Here is a 16592-nt window from a genome sequence, read left to right as displayed (position 1 = left end):
CCTGCGTGAGCCGGCCTTGGGTTCTGCTGCCGCGACTAGCGCCGGGTGACCGGCGACTGCTGCCTCGCCTGCGTGGGCCGGGCGGGGGCCGCCGCCGTGGCTCGCAACTCGATGCGATCGCGATTCTTCTCGACGGTTTTCAGGCCAATGCCCTTGACCATCGCCAACTCCTCGGCGCTCTTGAAGGGACCGTGGGTTTTCCGGTATTCGACAATGGCTTCCGCCTTTGACTGACCGATTCCTACCAGCACCGACTCCAGGGTTGCCGCATCCGCCGTGTTGATGTTGACCTTGTCAGCTGCCAGGGCGCTTGCGACCAGAAGCAACGACAACACGACCGACTTGAAAACAGTGACCAGCGATTTCATGGGTGACTCTCCTTGTGGCTAATGGACGATTCCCTGCCGGAAACGGTCCGCTAGCCGCCTCCTCCTCCCTGCCGGCCGGGGTGGTCCCCTGGCTGGCACGGACAGTTTCGTCCGCCACTGGCAGCAAAGGTATCGCCGGAGAGCTGAAAAAAATGCCGGGAAACTCCGCATCGTCGTGTAGGAAAAATCCTACAAGGCCCGGGGGCGTAGAATGGGCGCTCGCATACGCATGACTGGAGTTTCCATGGATACCGCCAAGGTCGACCGCTACGTGAGTGACAAATGGGACGAAGACATCGTCCCGCAGCTGGTCGAGTACATCCGCATTCCCAACAAATCGCCGATGTTCGACCGCGATTGGGTCGCCAACGGCTACATGGAGGCGGCGGTGCAGCTCATGGAAAACTGGGCCCGGGCGCAGGCCATTCCCGGCCTGCAGGTGGAAGTGATCCGACTGGAAGGCCGCACCCCGCTGATCTTCCTGGAAATCCCGGCCACCGGCCCGGAGACGGGCGCCGACACGGTGCTTTTATACGGCCACCTGGACAAGCAACCGGAAATGACCGGCTGGGATCCCGATCTGGGCCCGTGGAAGCCGGTGCTGAAGGGCGACAAGCTGTATGGCCGCGGCGGCGCGGATGATGGCTATGCCATCTTTGGTTCGCTGGCCGCCGTGCAGGCCCTGCAGGCACAAGGCGTGCCGCATGCGCGCTGCGTGATCCTGATCGAGGCTTGCGAGGAATCCGGCAGCTACGACCTGCCCGCCTACGTGGACCATCTGGCCGAGCGGATCGGCAAGCCTTCGCTGGTGGTGTGCCTGGATTCCGGTTGCGGCAACTACGACCAGCTGTGGTGCACCACTTCGCTGCGCGGCCTGGCCGGCGGCAATTTCACCGTCAAGGTGCTCGACGAAGGCGTGCATTCGGGTGATGCCTCGGGTGTGGTGCCGTCCAGCTTCCGCCTGCTGCGCCAGCTGCTGTCGCGGCTGGAAGACGAGAACACCGGCCGCATCCTGCCCGAAGGCCTGCATGCGCAGATTCCCGCCGAGCGCCAGGCGCAGGCCAAGGAAGCGGCGCGGGTGCTGGATACCGCGGTGTTCGACAAGTTCCCGTTCCTGCCCGGCATGACCCCGATGGCCGAAGACCTGGCCGAGCTGGTGCTCAACCGCACCTGGCGCCCGGCCCTGTCGGTGACTGGCATGGACGGCATGCCGCCGCTTTCCTCGGCCGGCAACGTGTTGCGCCCTTTCACCTCGGTCAAGTTGTCGCTGCGCCTGCCGCCGACCCTGGATGGCAAGCGCGCCGGTGAACTGCTGAAGGAACTGCTGGTCAAGGACCCGCCCAATGGCGCCCAGGTCAGCCTGGATCTGGAAAAGGCCAGCACCGGCTGGAACGCGCCGGCGATGTCACCGTGGCTGGAAAACGCCATCAACGCCTCCAGCCAGGAATTCTTCGGCGCCCCGGCCATGTACATGGGCGAAGGCGGGACCATCCCCTTCATGGGCATGCTGGGCGAGAAGTTTCCCGGCGCGCAATTTATGATCACCGGCGTGCTGGGCCCGCATTCCAATGCGCATGGCCCCAACGAGTTCCTGCATATCCCGATGGGCAAGAAGGTCACGGCCTGCGTGGCGCGGGTCATTGCCGAACACCATGCCGCCAGTGTCCGCGGGGAAACCCAGGGCGTGGGCGCCGTGGCCGGCGGCGACCAGCACGGCGATCACGGCTGTTGTTGAGTTAGGCTGACACATCCCCCGCAATCCCAACCGGAGTGGTCAGATGGAAGAGATCTTTGGTGGCGGCATTCTGTGGACCTTGCTGATTGGCTTCATCGCGGGCCTGCTCGCCCGGGCGCTCAAGCCCGGCGATGACAAGCTCAGCTGGTTCTGGACCATCGTGCTGGGCGTGGCCGGCGCATTGCTGGCCTGGTATATCGGCGGTGCGGTGGGCTGGTATGGGCCGGGTGAGCCGGCTGGATTCATCGCTTCGGTCGTCGGCGCCATCGTCCTGCTCTTCCTCTATGGCCTGGTCCGGAAGAAGAGAGCGGTCGCCTGATCTGACTCGTGCAATCGAAAAGCCCCGCTTCGGCGGGGCTTTTTTTTGGGAAGACGCCCACTGGGCGGGACCTTCAGAATTCTTCACTCGCCTTTCCGGCACTTCATCCGGCCATCGGCAGCAATGGCACTCCCTTATTACGGAGCTCCACCATGCGCCCTGTTGTTGCCACCCTGCTGTGCCTGCTGGTCTTGCCGGTCTCGGCATCCGCGGCCGATGCCCCGGCCGCGGATGCCGGCCAGGTCATCCCCTACTCCACGCCCACCGCAGGCCATGATGGCTGGGCCGTGGCCGACGCGCGTCAGCTGCACTGGAACCTGACCCGCCTGGTGGATCTGGAAAAGGCGATCGCCGCCAACGAGTTTCCGGGCGTCACCAGCATCGTGGTGGCCAAGGACGGCAAGCTCGCCTACGAGCGCTACTTCGGCGAAGGCGCACCGGACCGGCTCAACGACACCCGCTCGGCCACCAAGAGCGTGACCAGCCTGCTGGTCGGGGCGGCGATTGATCGCCACCTGTTGCCTTCGGCCCAGGCCAAGGTCTACGACTACTTTGCCGACCGCGCACCGTGGCAGAACCCCAGCGCCCGCAAGTCCGCCATGACCGTGGAGGATCTGCTGACCATGAGCTCGGCCTGGGAATGCGATGACGAAAACCAGTTTTCCAGCGGCAACGAAGAACGCATGTACCTCAGTGAAGACTGGACCCGCTTCGCCTTGGATCTACCCATGCGCGGCTTCGCCCCCTGGATGACCCGGCCGGAACAGAGCCCGCATGGCCGCGCTTTTTCCTACTGCACCGCCGGCAGCTTCCTGCTGGGCGCGCTGGTGGAGAAAGTTGCAGGCAAGCCGCTGGCCGCGTTCTCCGCCGAAGTGCTGGAGCGCCCGCTCGGCATCACCCAGGTGCAATGGAATACCTCGTCCGAAGGCGTGGGCATGGGCGGCGGCGGCACCCGCTATCGCAGCCGTGATCTGGCGAAGCTGGGACAACTGGTCGCCGATGGAGGACGTTGGAATGGCAAGCAGATCATCACCAGGAGCTGGATTGATCAGGCGCTCACCGTGCACGCGCAGGCGCGCGAGGATGCCAACTACGGCTACCAGTTCTGGAACTTCCGGATGAGCACAGGCAAGCCGGGCGAAGGCGGCACCACCACTTCAGCCTGGGCGATGTCGGGCAATGGCGGCAACTATGTCTTCATCGTGCCGGAACAGCGGCTGGTGGCGGTGATCACGCGCTCCTCGTACAACCAGCGCAATGTCCATCCGCAGTCGCAACAGATGTTTGCCGACTACCTGCTCAAGGCGTTGCCGTCAGCTTCGCAATAGTGGCCGGCGCTACGCGCGCGCGCTCGGCCACGAGCGCGCGTTGCAAGGCGTCGATGACCGCGGCATAGCCGGGATCCCGACGCAGTTCGGCAAACCAGGGCGACACCTGCAGATAGGCGGCGTCGCGGTAGCCGCCGGCAATGGCCCGTTGCACATCGGCCAGGGCTTGCGCGGGTTCGCTAGCGGCCTGGTGCAGCAAGGCCACTTCCAGCCAGTCCGAGGGATAGCCTGCGCCGGCAGCCAGATCAACTGCCAAGGCATCGGCCCTGGAGCGCGCTTGGATGGGGCCTAGCGAATCATCCGCCAGGCCCAGCAAGGTGCCGGGAAGACTGGCCTGCGGACGCAATTGCACTGCATCACGGCACGCGGCCTGCGCGGCCTGGCGATCGCCGCGTGACAAGGCCAACTCGGCTTGCAACAGGAACAGCTCCACATGCGCGGTGCCGCGTTGCATGGCTTCATCCAGCGCCGCTTGCGCCTCGCTCAGACGCCCCTGCCGGAACAGGAAGCGCGGCCAGGCGATGTTGGAGAACACGTTGTCCGGATACAGCTCGAAGCTGCGTCGATAGCGCGCATCGGCCGCTTGGGGATAGCCCAGCAAGTCCAGGTTGCTCGCCAGTTGCAGCTGCAGGAACCTGACGCGCGCCGGATCACCGTGGAGGCCGGTGTTGGCATTCAGGGCATCGGCCAGGCGGCCCTTGCGCTCGTAGAGATAGCCGGCCGAGGCGCGGCTCTTGTCGTCGGCGGGATCCAGTTGCAGCGCGCGTTCGTAGCCTTGCAGCGCCTGGTCGATGCCGCCACGGCAGTCGTAGGCATACCCGCGTGCGGCATGCGCGGGGCCGTTGTCGGGCTGGACGCGGATGACGGTACTGGCCAGTTCCTCGGCCTGTACTGCCCACTCAGGCGGGAAGTTGAACAGGCACACGCGGGCACTGTAGGCGCGGCTTAACCCCAACAGCGCCTGCGCATCGTGCGGCGAGTCCTTCAAGACTTGCTGATAGAGCGCGATGGCGCGTTCGTTGTCGTCACGCTGTCCGATGCCGGCGTAGTACGCCGCGCGTTCCAGCAGTGGATTCCCTTCGGGCGCAGGACGCTTGGCATCAGCCGATTGCGTGGAAGACTCGCCGGCCCACCAGTACGCGAGGAGCCCCACGACCGCGGTCAGCAGCAGGACCATCGCCAGCGCGACAGGAGCACGCGATCCTTGCCGTTGGTTTGCAGCTGCGCCCGGCTTCGAACCCGCGTGCTCGACGTCCGCCGATGCGTCCCGCGTCGCCTGCGACGGTGGATGCCATTGCGGCACGGCGCACAGTTGGTAGCCTTGCCCACGCACCGAGCGGATGTAGCGCGGCCGGCGACTGTCATCGCCCAAGGCCTGGCGCAGCAACTTGATGCGCTGGGTGACCGTTTCCTCATTGACGACGGCCGGCGCCCAGACGTGCTCGATGAGTTCGTCGAAGCCGACGACGCGATTACCTTGGGCCAGCAGATAGCGCAGGAGCTGGAAGGACAGTCCCGTCACTTCCAGGTCTCTGCCGTCGCGCTCGACCCGCTGGCGCTGCACGTCGATATCAATGTCATCCAACCTGCATTGCCGCATCTCACTATCGCTGGTCACATGACATTCCTGCGGCGGTGTGGGTCGAGCTCCGTGGGCCGCGATACGCCAGTTCTAGCGCAGTTGCGGACGGGCCTTTACTTATGAGTATGGGACCGGAGGCAACCCCGCTCAAGAGATTTTCGGATGATTCCTATGCAACGGAATGTGACGATTTATCAGACTTTCCGAGTCACAAAGACGCCAGTTTCGGGAAGCCATCCAAATGAATCGTTCAGAGCAAGGCAAGTCTCTCGCATGCGCCGTTGTTTCGGCAATCGCGCTATCGCTCACCTTTTCCGCACATGCAGGAAGCGCTGACGAGAAGCCATTGGCCGTCATCGACTTGCCGGCAGATCCCACCATCCCCGTAATCGCCAAGATGACGGTGGGCCGTCATGATTACCGCATGGTGGTGGACACCGCTGCGGGCAACCTGTTCTTCCACCTTCCCATCGCCGAGCGCGATCTGGCGCCCGTGCCCATGGACACCACCTCCTCTGCGATTCCCAAGGAGCTGCAAGCGGACCCTGGTGTTCGCAGCTTCAGGGTCAAGAAGTTCACGGTGGATGGCTGGACCGTACGGCCGAAGCACGCGGCTTACGCCGTGGATCTGGGCCCGATGGCGAACGAATATGGCATTGACGGTCTGTTGGGTGTCCCTTACCTGGCGCAATTGAGCTGGCATTGGGACAACCGCTCCAGGCAGCTGCGCGGATACCCCTATAAGTCCAAGGTAATCGCCGACCTCCGGTCGCATCTGCATTGCGAACAGCTGCTGCAGGTGGATGGGGTTCCCGGTATTGCGCTCACGGTTGGCAAAGAACAGGCGCTGTTCGCCATCGACACCAGCCAGGTGATTGCCAGTGGCAACATCCATCCCACGATTCGCAGGGCCCTGTCTGCTCATGACGCCATCCGCGCCACTGGCACCAGGAATCCACCGGCAATCGCGGCAGGGCCGGCGCAATCACCCACCCATTTCGCTCAGTTGCGGAACGTCTCGCTCGGTCCGACGCGCCTGGACGGCCTGGTCCTCGGCGAAACCGAATCCACCTCGCGCCTTGGCCGCGGTTTGCTGGAGAAGTTCAACGAAGTGCTGATGGATTTTGGCGGCAACCAGATCTGCTTCCCGTCGGTGGCAGAGGTGGCCCCCGACGATTTGTCCGGCTACCTGGCGGAGTGAGGCCACGGTCCTGGTCCATCTCCACAAAGCAGTTCGACGCGGCCAGTCCTGACTTCAGTGTTGCTCTTTACCTTGGCGCCACAATCTCGTGGCCATTCGGTTGCAATCAAATGACTCGTTCACAGCACACTAAGCTCTCTGTTTCCGCGCTGCTGGCAATCTCAGCACTGTCGCTCGGCTCCTCCGCCTTGGCAGCATCTGCGATTGAGGAGCCGGTTACCGTCATCGACATTCCTGCGGACCCTGGCGCACCCGTGATCGCCACGGTGATGATGTCCAGCCACCGCTATCGCATGATTGTCGATACTGGCGCAGGCAACTTGATTTTCCACCTGCCCGTAGCCCGGCGGGATCTCGTCGCGGTCCCCATGGACGACTCGATGCTGGCGCAAGCCAAGGGGATCTATGGCGATTTGGCCTTGCATCACTTCAAGGCCGGATCCATGTCCGTGGGTCAATGGCGCTTCGAGCCGGACGAGAACGTTTTTGCGCTGGACATGAATCAGGCCGCGGAAAAATACGCGGTCGATGGTCTGCTGGGCGTTCCCTACCTGGCAAAGCTCAGTTGGCATTGGGACAATCGCTCCCGCAAGTTGCTGGGCTATGAGCATGCTTCCAGCACGGTCGCTGCCGTGCGCGCGCGTTTGCACTGCGAACCCCTCTACGATGTGGACGCCATTCCGGGCGTTGCACTCAAGGTCGGTGACGAACGCGCGCTATTCGCCCTCGATACCGGCGATCTCGGGGCGAGCGGCGGCCTGCATCCCAACGACCGGGAAGCGCTCGCTTACTTCGGCGCCATTCGCGCCGGCGGCATGAACAACAGCCAGACCGATCTGGCGGGAAAATCGCAATCGTCGCTCCAGGTCAGCCAGATCCAGAACATCATGCTTGGCCCCACCCGCCTCGACGGCCTGGTGCTGACTGAGGTGCAGTCCAGCTCCAGCCTGGGCCGGCGTTTCCTGAGCAAGTTCGATGAAGTCCTGCTGGACTTTGGCGCGAACACCTTCTGCATCCCTGCCGTCCAACAAGTCGAGCCTGACGACATTTCGCTCTACCTCTCGAAGTAGCGTTTCGAGCCGCTTCAGGCTCGCACCCGGGACGCGTGGCGGGTACCCTGTGGCAGCCCGCCACACTGCCTACCCATTCATGAGCGTTACCCCTGATTCGCAAGCCGCCAATGGCGATGTACGTAGCGAGCAGCGCCTGCATTGGGCGCGCGGTGCAACCGGTGACGCATGGGTGGAGTTGGAGCGGGCCTCGGTGGATGCAGGATTCCGTAGCTATTGGCGCACCCAAGGCAGCGGTACCCGCTGCATCGTCATGGATTCCCCGCCGGGGCTGGAGGATGTCCGGCCTTGGCTGCAGATGCGCGATCTGCTCGAAACCGGTGGTGTACGCGTCCCGCAGGTGCTGGCACGCGATGTGGATCTCGGCTTCCTGCTGCTGGAAGACCTGGGCGGTCCCACGCTGGCGCAGACCATCACTGCGGAAACGGCCGACGACTGGTTCGCCCTGGCCATCGACGAATTGCTCAAGCTGCAGGCCATCACTCCACCAGGCGGCACCGGTGAATTCGGTGAGGCACTGCTGCAGCGTGACGCCGGCCTGTTCGAGGAGTGGTTCCTGCAGCGTCATCTGGACCTGAGCCTGGACTGCGGCGAATCCGAGGCCTTGCAGTTGGTCCAACGGCGCCTGATGGACAATGCGCTGGCGCAGGCGCGCGTGCTGACCCATCGGGACTTCATGCCGCGCAATCTGATGCCGACGCTGCCCCAACCCGCCGTGCTGGATTTCCAGGATTGCGTGTGGGGTCCGGTGGCGTATGACGCCGTCAGCCTGTTCAAGGATGCCTACCTCAGTTGGCCGCTGGCCCGGGTCGATGGCTGGCTGCTGCAATACCACGCGCGCGCACTGGCCGCGGGGATTCCGGTGCCGGCCTCACCACGGCAGTTCCTGCGCGATGCCGATTGGCTGGGCGTGCAGCGGCATCTCAAGATCCTGGGCATCTTCTCCCGGCTCCACTATCGCGATGGGAAGACCAAGTACCTGCCGGACGCGCCACGTTTCATTGCGTACCTGGATGAAGTGCTGCCCCGTCATCCCGAACTGTCTGCGCTGCAACAGTTGCTGGATGACCGCATCAAGCCCGCGATGCGCGCGCAGGACATCGCATGAAGGCGCTGATTTTCGCCGCGGGCCTGGGCGAGCGCATGCGGCCGCTGACCGACGCCACGCCCAAGCCCTTGCTGACGGCAGGCGGCAAGCCGTTGATTGTCTGGCACCTGGAAAAGCTCGCGGCATCGGGCGTCAGCGAGGTGGTGATCAACACCAGTTGGCTGGCCGATCAGTTTCCGCAGCGCCTGGGCGACGGCAGTCAATGGGGTCTGAATCTGCACTATTCGTACGAAGGTGAGCGGCCGCTGGAAACAGGTGGCGGCATGCTGGCGGCGCTGCCTTGGCTGGGCGAGGCGCCGTTCCTGCTGGTCAATGGCGATGTGTGGACCGACTACGAGTTCGCGCGACTGCCGCGCATGATTCCAGGCGATGCCCATCTGGTGCTGGTCGACAACCCGCCGCAGCATCCACAGGGTGACTTTGTTCTGGATACCGCCAGTGGACGGGTGCATTTCGGTGATGGCGTCGAGGGTGGGCGACCTGCGGGTGAGGTCCAGCGCAAGACCTATTCCGGCATCGGTATCTACCGCGCCAACCTGCTGCAGGACTGGCGCAAGCATGTGGGCGCAGTCGAAGGGACGGAGCAGACGCCGCCGCGCTTCAAGCTGTCGCCACTGTTGCGCGCCGCGATGGCGCGCGGCCAGGTCAGCGGCGAATTCCACACCGGGCGCTGGACCGATGTCGGTACGCCGGAGCGTCTGGCGCGCCTGGATGCGGAGTTGAAGGCCGGCCTTTGATTTCTCCACAGGTCATGTGGATGGAATCGTGACAAGCATGTGGATAAGTGCCGCGCGCGTTGGCGCAGCGGGGCTGTCAAGGAGTGTGGCGAAAATTTGACCAGGCAGCGGCGCGCCCATCGGTGCGGCGCCAAAACCTCAACGGCTCAACCGCGCGTTTCCAGCACGCTGCGCAGGAATGGCACGGTGATGCGCCGTTGCGCAGCCAGTGACGCACGATCCAGTTGATCCAGCAGCGTCACCAGGCTTCCGAGATCGCGATCGGTGCGGGTCAACAGCCATTCAATGGCAGCTTCCTCCAGCACCAGGCCACGTCGTTGCGCGCGCTCGCGTAATACATCGCGCCGGCCGGCGTCATCCAGCGGCGACAACAGCAACTGCGCGCATTGCGACAGGCGCGAACGCAGGTCCGGCAAGCCCAGGCCTAGTTCGGCGGGCACCTCGCGTGCCGTGTACAACACGGTGGTCCCGGCCGCACGCGCGCGATTGTGGAAATCAAACAGCGCCACTTCGTCCTCGCGCTGGCCGGCGATGACGTCCAGGCCATCCAAAGCGACCACGTCCTGACCGTGCAAGGCCGTCAGTGCGTCATGCATGCGGCCTGCCGCCGCCGCCAGCGGCAGGTAGGTGGCGCGTCGACCTGCCTGGTCCGCCTCGGCGCACAGCGCCAGGGCCAGATGGGTCTTGCCAGTGCGTGCGCCACCAGCCAGGTACAACCAGTCGGATTGCTGGCCCAACGCCAACGCGCGCAACTGCTCCAGCGCGCCTGCAGGCGCGCCGATGTAGCTGTCGAAACGCTGGTCGGGCGAATAGCGCAGCGCCAAAGGCAACTGCGGCGTCAGCCCGCCGGCAGGCGGCGCGGCGTGGCTCACTTGTCTTCCGGGCGCTCGCCGGGCGAGTCGTTCAAGGCGCCCTTGTCGATATAGGAATCGAGCAGGATCGTCGGATGGTCGCCGGCGTACAGGGTGCTCTGCCGATAGCGTTCGTGCGCGTAGCGCAGCAGCACGTTGGCCACGGCCGCCACCGGCAAGGCCAGCAACATGCCGAGGAAGCCGAACAACTGGCCACCGGCCATGATCGCGAAAATCACCGCCACCGGATGCAACCCGATGCGATCGCCCACGATGCGCGGCGTCAGCACATAGCCTTCCAGCATCTGGCCAATCACGAACACCACCAGCACCAGGGCCACCAGCGTCCAGTCGCCGCCGGATTGCACCAGCGCGGCAATCACCCCCAGCACGATGCCGGTGGCCGTACCCAGGTAGGGCACGAAACTGATCAGGCCGGCGATGATGCCGATCAGCAAGCCCAGCTTGAGCCCCACCACCGACAGGCCAATGGCGTAGATCGCGCCCAGCGCCAGCATCACCAGGAATTGCCCGCGCAGGAATGCGCCCAGGACATCGTTGGATTCCCTGGCCAGACGGTTGACCGTGCCGATGTGATCGCGCGGCACCAGCGCGGCGACGCGTTCCACCAACACGTCCCAGTCACGCAGGAAGTAGAAGGTGAGGATCGGCAGCAGCACCAGGTTGGCGATCCAGGCCATCATGGCAAAGCCGGATCGCGACAGGTAACCGAAGAAGGTTGCGGCTACCCCCCCTGCCTGCTGCCAATGGCCGCGCAGCCACTCGGTGATGCGATCCGGATCCAGCCAGGCCACCAGTTCCAGGCCGGTGTGCCGTTCGACCCAGGGCAGCGCCGTCTGCACGAACCAATCGCGATATGACGGCAAGGACGCGGCCAGTTCCACCACCTGCTCTTCCAGCATCGGCAGCAGGATGATCAGGGCCAGCACCAGCAGCAGGATCATCAGCGTGAACACCAGCACCACCGAGGTGGTGCGGGAGCGCCCGGTGCGTTCCAGGCGATCCACCCAGGGATCTCCCAGCCAACCCAGCAGGGCGGCGCAGACGAAGGGCGTCAGCACCGGCGCCAGCAGATAGATCAGCCAGCCGACGATGACCGCGATCAGCAGCCACTGCCAGCGACGCGCCAGTGTGCCGACCGGGGTGGGAGAAAGATCCATGCCTGTCCTTGTCCTTCGGGATGTATCGAACACTACTTGAGCTGGTAAACCGGCGGCTCACCTTCGCCGCCCATCAACACGCTGTCATCTCCCAGCATGCGGCGGAAACCGGACAGGCCGGAAATCAGTTCCAGATCAAGCTCCAGGGTGTCGCCAGTGGCGCGTACCGGGGCAATGCGGCGCACGACCGACATTTTCTGCAGTTGCCCCATCAGGCGCAGGTAGTCTTCGGAGGTGCGCACGCCATTGAACACCACCCGGTAAACACCGGCGGGGCCAGCCGCGCCGCGTTTGGCATAGCGCTTGACCAGCGCATCGGCCGCACCGTCGGCGCCGGCCGCCATGGCGCGCCGCGCATCGGTGTCGCTGCTGGACCAGGTCGCGAGTACGCGGCCGCTGTCGACAAAATTCCAGTCGGCGGTCCAGCCGTTGGCGGTGCGGTAGAGCTTGCCCACCAATTGCATGGGCGGGCTGTAGCGCGCGGACGCCCGGGCCACTGCGGCGGTGTCGCCGCGCCAGATGGCGCCGACCAGCGCCTGTTCGGAAGCACTGCCGCCGGGCAGGCCCAGGCTGTAGCCACGCTCGACCGCCCGGTTGAGCAGCGGTCGCACGGCGTTGGCTTGCTGCAGGCCGACCAGGCGCGGGCCGCTGCCGTCGTTGATGGCGATCCAGACCACCGGCTTCGGCCGGGGTTGCGGCCAGACCGGCAGGCCCAGTGCGGCCGCCAGCCCATCCACGCCATCGGAATCGAAGCGTACGACCAGGGTGGTGCGGAAGGTGGGTGCGCCGCTGGGCGACGTGCCCTGGTCTTGCCGGTAGTCGTAGCTGTCGACGAAATTCCGGGCGTTGCGCAGTTCCTGGCCCACGCCGGGGCGGCTGGTCACGCTGCGGTCGCCGGACATCTTGCCCAGCACCACGCTCAGCGCGCGCGCGAAGGCGCCATTGCGCTCGGTTTCGCCCTGGCCATTGACCGGCACTTCGGCCTCGTAGGTGCCGTGCGCGGAGGCCACATCGCCTTCGGTGCGCAATCCGCTCTGCGCCAGCACGGGGCTGGCGATAAACGGAATGGCCAGCACAGCGGCCATGATGGTGACCCAAGCCCTCTTCCAGCGCATCGAGCATCCCTAAACTTCGCGGTTGCCGGGAATTGTTGCCCGAATGGCGTGCGAGCGCCATCGCGGGCCATTCAGAAACGCCAACGCGGTGCATCGGAAAGAACCGAACAGGCCGCCGTTTCCTTTAAAATCACCGGTCTTGCCCTTGCGATTGGACGCCCGTGACCCAGCCCACGCCCCCCGCCTCCACCCCGTTGACCTATCGCGACGCCGGCGTCGACATCGACGCGGGCAACGAGCTGGTTGAACGCATCAAGCCGCTGGTCAAGCGCAGCTTCCGTCCCGAAGTCATGGGCGGGCTGGGCGGCTTTGGCGCCCTGTTCGACCTCTCCGGCAAGTACAAGGAGCCGGTGCTGGTGTCCGGCACCGACGGCGTGGGCACCAAGCTCAAGCTGGCCCAGCAGTTGAACCGCCACGACACCATCGGCATCGATCTGGTCGGCATGTGTGTGAACGACGTGCTGGTGCAGGGCGCCGAGCCGCTGTTCTTCCTGGACTACTTCGCCACCGGCAAGCTCGACATCGACACTGCGGCAGCCGTGGTGGGCGGCATCGCCAAGGGCTGCGAATTGTCCGGCTGCGCGCTGATTGGCGGCGAGACCGCCGAGATGCCCGACATGTATCCGCCAGGCGAATACGATCTGGCCGGCTTCTGCGTCGCGGCCGTGGAGAAATCCAAGCTGCTTGACGGCGCCAAGGTGCGCAAGGGTGACCTGCTGATTGGCATCGCCTCCAGCGGTCCGCATTCCAATGGCTACTCGCTGGTGCGGCGCATCTATGACCGCGCAGGTCGCCCGGCCGACCTCGACCTGGACGGGGTCAAGCTGGTGGACGCGCTGATGGCGCCGACCCGCCTGTACGTCAAGCCGATCCTGGAACTGCTCACGGCCCACGACCTGCACGCGATGGCGCACATCACCGGCGGCGGCCTGACCGAGAACATCATCCGGGTCATTCCCGAGGGCTTGGGCCTGCGCATCGAGGCCAGCGCCTGGACGTTGCCGCCGGTGTTCGATTGGCTGCAGCGCGAAGGCGCGGTGGCGAAGGAAGAAATGTGGCGCACCTTCAACTGCGGCATCGGCTTCGTGCTGGTCGTGGCGCCGGAAGACGCGGCGGCGGTGGAAACCGACCTGCAGCGCTTGTCCCTGCCCCACTGGCGCATTGGTGAAGTGCTCGCCGCCAGTGGCGCGGAACGCGTGGCGATTGCCTGATCGCCATGCAGGCGGGCAAGCGGGTGGCCTTGGCGCTGACACTGCTGGTGTTTGCGCTCAGTTGGATTGCGCCGCGCTGGCCCTTCGAACAGGCCTTGCACAGCAGCCTGACCGTCGTCGGTCTGATCTGGCTGCTTGTGCATGACCGACGCTGGCCGATTTCACGTGTCGACTTTGCCTTGATCTGTGGCTTCATCGCCCTGCACTGCGTGGGCGCGCGCTGGCTGTATTCCAACGTGCCGTACGAGCAGTGGTCGCAAGCCGTGTTCGGTTGGTCGCCGGGCGCCGCGTTTGGTTGGCAGCGCAATCATTTTGATCGCTTGATCCACTTTCTCTACGGCCTGTGTTTCGCCCCGGCGGTGTTCGCCTGGTTGCGCCTGCGCTGGCCAGTGAATGCACGACAGGCCTTCGCCCTCATGCTGATGCTGATCATGTGCAGCAGCCTGATGTACGAATGGCTGGAATGGGCGATCGCCCTGGGTCTTTCGCCGGAAGCTGCCGAGTCCTACAACGGCCAGCAGGGCGACATGTGGGACGCGCATGCCGACATGCTGCTGGCCACCGTCGGCGCGGCCCTCACCTGGCCCTGGCTGCATCGCACCACCACGACCCGCCGGGTGCGCGCATGAACCAGCCTAGGTTGGCGGTGCTGGTGTCCGGTCGTGGCAGCAACTTGCAGGCCCTGCTGGATGCCATGGCCAGCGGAGCGTTGGCTGCGGAAGTCGTCGGCGTGTTTTCCGATCGTCCGGATGCCGCCGCCCTGCAACGGGTGGGGGCGCCGATGCGTTGGAGCGAGGACGCGCGCGCCTTTCCGGATCGCGCGGAGTTCGACGCCCGCCTCGCCGATGCCGTGCAGGCCTGCCATCCGGACTGGGTGATCTGCGCCGGTTACATGCGCATCCTGGGTGAGGCCTTCATCGAGCGCTTCCGTGGCCGTCTGCTGAACATCCACCCTTCACTGCTACCCAAGTACCGTGGGCTGAAGACGCATGCGCGCGCGTTGGCCGCGGGCGACAGCGATCATGGGGCCAGCGTGCATTTCGTGGTGCCCGAGCTGGATGCGGGCGCGGTGGTCGCGCAGGTGCATATCCCGGTGCTGGCGGGCGACACCCCCGACACCCTGGCGGCCCGACTGATTCCGCGTGAGCACGCGTTGCTGGTGGCGGTGGTGGCCTTGGCCACGGCCGGCCGGCTGGCTGAACGCGATGACGTGGTCTACTGCGATGGTCAGCCCGTATTAAAAGCCCTGACACTAGATTCCGCCGGACAACTGACCCCCACGCCCTGAGCTCCGTTCTCCGTCCCCATGGTTTCGATTTCCGCCCGTTTCGCCCTGCCCCGCCTGGCTGCCTTGCTGCTGCTGGCGTCTTCCGTCGCCGGCGCCGCCACGCTGGAGCCGTTCGTGGCCAGCTACGATGCCTATCGCGAAGGCAAGCTGGCCGGCAGCGCCACCATGAAGGTGACCCAGCTGGCCGACCAGGACCGCTGGCAGGTGGACCTGGGCGTACGCGGCACACACGGACTGGCACGCCTTTCCGGCATCCATATCCAGCAGAGCACCCTGTTCGACACCCCGGGGGATCAGTTCCGCCCACTCAGCCAGGCCACCACCCAGAGCGCCCTGTTCACAGGCAAGAAGGTGGTGGGTCTCTACGATTGGCGTGCGTTGTCGGCGCAATGGAACGGCGATCTGAAGAAAAACCGCCGCGCGCCGATTGCGCTGGAGGCGGGCGACATGAGTTCCCTGCTGCTCAACCTGGCGGTCATCCGCGATGCCGAACCCGGAAAGCAGCTGCATTACCGCGTGGTCGACTTCGGCAAGGTCCGCAATTACGAGTATTCGGTGGCCGCGGAGACCGAAATCGTGGCGGTCGATGACCTCAGTTACGACGCCATGCGGGTCAGCCGCACCAATGGCGGCAATGACGAGATGATTTTCTGGGTGGCGCGCGGCGTGCCCACGCCGATACGCATCCTGCAACGCGAAGACGGCCAGGACAAACTGGATCTGCGCTTGATTGAATACCAAGGAGTACCGTGACCATGAACCTGCACGACCGCAAGCCGCATCGCCTCACTGCCACCCTGGCGGCGGGCATGTTCGCCCTGGCCAGCCTGCCGGCCATGGCCATCGACGCCTTCACCGCGCAGTACCAGGCCAGCGCCCTCGGCATGCAGGGCGAAGGACAGATGGTGATCGCGCCGCAGAGCGACAATCGCTGGCAGTACAGCCTGACCGTGCGCAATCAACTGGTCGACCTGAGCCAGAAGACCGTGTTCGACGAACAAAATGGTCGCCTGCGTCCGCTGTCCAGCAGTGACAGTTCGCGGGTACTGGTCAAGAAGAAGTCGGTGGACACGGTCTACGACTGGAGCAAGTCGCAGGCCACGTGGTCCGGCGACATCAAGCCCGAGCGCGCCGGTCCGTTGAAGTTGCAGGCCGGTGACATGGATGCGCTGCTCGTCAACCTGGCGATCGTGCGCGACGTCGCGGCCGGCAAGCCGCTGCGCTACCGCATGGTGGAAAACGGCCGCGCCAAGGCGATGGTCTATCAGGTGATGGGCAAGGAAAATATCACCGTGGCCGGCAAGTCGCAGGAGGCCACCAAGGTCTCGCGCACCGATGGCGACAAGCAGATGATCGTGTGGATCGTGCCCAACATGCCGGTGCCTGCGCGCATCCTGCAGCGAGAAAATGGCCAGGACTCGATCGACCTGACCATCAAGTCCTGGCGTTGAGCCAGGCCGCCACTGGATGAAAAAGGCCCGGTCATGCCGGGCCTTTT

General features: G+C 64.9%; 17 protein-coding genes. 12 read left to right on the top strand and 5 right to left on the bottom strand.

Translation table 11 applies throughout. The annotated features are described in order from the left end of the window. Positions 1 to 35: 35 nt before the first annotated feature. On the bottom strand, positions 36 to 368 hold the full coding sequence (locus tag B5X78_RS13405; RefSeq protein ID WP_079725021.1) for a ComEA family DNA-binding protein: 333 nt from the start codon (positions 366 to 368) through the stop codon (positions 36 to 38). 244 nt (positions 369 to 612) lie between these two features. On the opposite strand from B5X78_RS13405, the gene B5X78_RS13400 reads away from it, so the two are divergent. From B5X78_RS13400 to B5X78_RS13390, 3 genes are all read left to right on the top strand, one after another. Next, positions 613 to 2103 (top strand): M20 family metallopeptidase, encoded by a 1491-nt coding sequence (locus B5X78_RS13400; RefSeq protein ID WP_079725020.1) that lies wholly within the window; start codon positions 613 to 615, stop codon positions 2101 to 2103. Between the two features lie 43 nt (positions 2104 to 2146). Beyond that, the gene (locus tag B5X78_RS13395) at positions 2147 to 2422 is read left to right on the top strand and encodes a GlsB/YeaQ/YmgE family stress response membrane protein (RefSeq protein ID WP_079725019.1); all 276 of its coding nucleotides are present in this window, start codon (positions 2147 to 2149) and stop codon (positions 2420 to 2422) included. Between the two features lie 152 nt (positions 2423 to 2574). Then, positions 2575 to 3750 carry a serine hydrolase domain-containing protein gene (locus B5X78_RS13390; protein WP_079725018.1) on the top strand — a complete coding sequence of 392 codons (1176 nt, stop codon included), beginning with the start codon at positions 2575 to 2577 and terminating at the stop codon, positions 3748 to 3750. Here the strand turns inward: B5X78_RS13390 and B5X78_RS13385 are convergent. After that, positions 3722 to 5368: a winged helix-turn-helix domain-containing protein gene (locus B5X78_RS13385; protein WP_229730729.1), complete on the bottom strand. Its 1647-nt coding sequence runs from the start codon at positions 5366 to 5368 to the stop codon at positions 3722 to 3724. The genes B5X78_RS13390 and B5X78_RS13385 overlap by 29 nt on opposite strands. A 205-nt stretch (positions 5369 to 5573) precedes the next feature. Between B5X78_RS13385 and B5X78_RS13380 the strand changes: the two genes are divergently transcribed. The 4 genes from B5X78_RS13380 (at position 5574) to murU (ending at position 9448) form a co-directional block, all read left to right on the top strand. Next, positions 5574 to 6533 carry a pepsin/retropepsin-like aspartic protease family protein gene (locus B5X78_RS13380; protein ID WP_139381562.1) on the top strand — a complete coding sequence of 320 codons (960 nt, stop codon included), beginning with the start codon at positions 5574 to 5576 and terminating at the stop codon, positions 6531 to 6533. A gap of 110 nt (positions 6534 to 6643) precedes the next feature. Then, positions 6644 to 7603 carry a pepsin/retropepsin-like aspartic protease family protein gene (locus tag B5X78_RS13375; RefSeq protein ID WP_139381561.1) on the top strand — a complete coding sequence of 320 codons (960 nt, stop codon included), beginning with the start codon at positions 6644 to 6646 and terminating at the stop codon, positions 7601 to 7603. A gap of 79 nt (positions 7604 to 7682) precedes the next feature. Then, positions 7683 to 8711, top strand: a complete 1029-nt coding sequence (locus B5X78_RS13370; RefSeq protein WP_079725014.1) for an aminoglycoside phosphotransferase family protein — start codon at positions 7683 to 7685, stop codon at positions 8709 to 8711. Beyond that, positions 8708 to 9448 (top strand): N-acetylmuramate alpha-1-phosphate uridylyltransferase MurU, encoded by a 741-nt coding sequence (gene murU / locus B5X78_RS13365; protein WP_079725013.1) that lies wholly within the window; start codon positions 8708 to 8710, stop codon positions 9446 to 9448. Before B5X78_RS13370 ends, murU begins: the two co-directional genes overlap by 4 nt. Positions 9449 to 9594: 146 nt before the next feature. On the opposite strand, the gene hda is transcribed toward murU, so the two are convergent. Genes hda through B5X78_RS13350 form a run of 3 tightly spaced genes read right to left on the bottom strand, consistent with a single transcriptional unit; the run spans position 9595 to position 12595 of the window. Continuing rightward, complete coding sequence (gene hda, locus B5X78_RS13360; RefSeq protein ID WP_079726187.1) at positions 9595 to 10290, bottom strand: DnaA regulatory inactivator Hda; 696 nt, start codon at positions 10288 to 10290, stop codon at positions 9595 to 9597. Positions 10291 to 10316: 26 nt separating this feature from the next. Next, entirely contained in the window at positions 10317 to 11480 is a 1164-nt protein-coding gene (locus B5X78_RS13355; RefSeq protein WP_079725012.1) for an AI-2E family transporter, read from the bottom strand. Between the two features lie 32 nt (positions 11481 to 11512). Beyond that, positions 11513 to 12595 (bottom strand): DUF2066 domain-containing protein, encoded by a 1083-nt coding sequence (locus tag B5X78_RS13350; RefSeq protein WP_079725011.1) that lies wholly within the window; start codon positions 12593 to 12595, stop codon positions 11513 to 11515. A 194-nt stretch (positions 12596 to 12789) separates the two neighbouring features. On the opposite strand from B5X78_RS13350, the gene purM reads away from it, so the two are divergent. From purM to B5X78_RS13325, 5 genes are read left to right on the top strand one after another with little or no spacing between them, the layout of a single operon-like run. Then, a complete protein-coding gene (purM, locus tag B5X78_RS13345; protein ID WP_176140915.1) occupies positions 12790 to 13806 on the top strand; it encodes a phosphoribosylformylglycinamidine cyclo-ligase in 1017 nt (338 codons plus the stop codon). Between the two features lie 5 nt (positions 13807 to 13811). Beyond that, entirely contained in the window at positions 13812 to 14435 is a 624-nt protein-coding gene (locus tag B5X78_RS13340) for a DUF2238 domain-containing protein (RefSeq protein ID WP_079725009.1), read from the top strand. Further along, positions 14432 to 15094, top strand: a complete 663-nt coding sequence (gene purN, locus B5X78_RS13335) for a phosphoribosylglycinamide formyltransferase (protein WP_079725008.1) — start codon at positions 14432 to 14434, stop codon at positions 15092 to 15094. The genes B5X78_RS13340 and purN overlap by 4 nt, the downstream gene beginning before the upstream one ends. An 18-nt stretch (positions 15095 to 15112) precedes the next feature. Then, on the top strand, positions 15113 to 15847 hold the full coding sequence (locus B5X78_RS13330) for a DUF3108 domain-containing protein (RefSeq protein ID WP_139381560.1): 735 nt from the start codon (positions 15113 to 15115) through the stop codon (positions 15845 to 15847). A 2-nt stretch (positions 15848 to 15849) separates the two neighbouring features. Further along, entirely contained in the window at positions 15850 to 16545 is a 696-nt protein-coding gene (locus tag B5X78_RS13325; RefSeq protein WP_079725007.1) for a DUF3108 domain-containing protein, read from the top strand. Positions 16546 to 16592 lie beyond the last annotated feature (47 nt).

The organism is Pseudoxanthomonas indica (assembly GCF_900167565.1).
GTDB classification, from domain to species: Bacteria; Pseudomonadota; Gammaproteobacteria; order Xanthomonadales; family Xanthomonadaceae; genus Pseudoxanthomonas_A; species Pseudoxanthomonas_A indica.
Note: the sequence above shows the minus strand (reverse complement) of the source record. Positions and strands in the feature narration are given on the sequence as shown.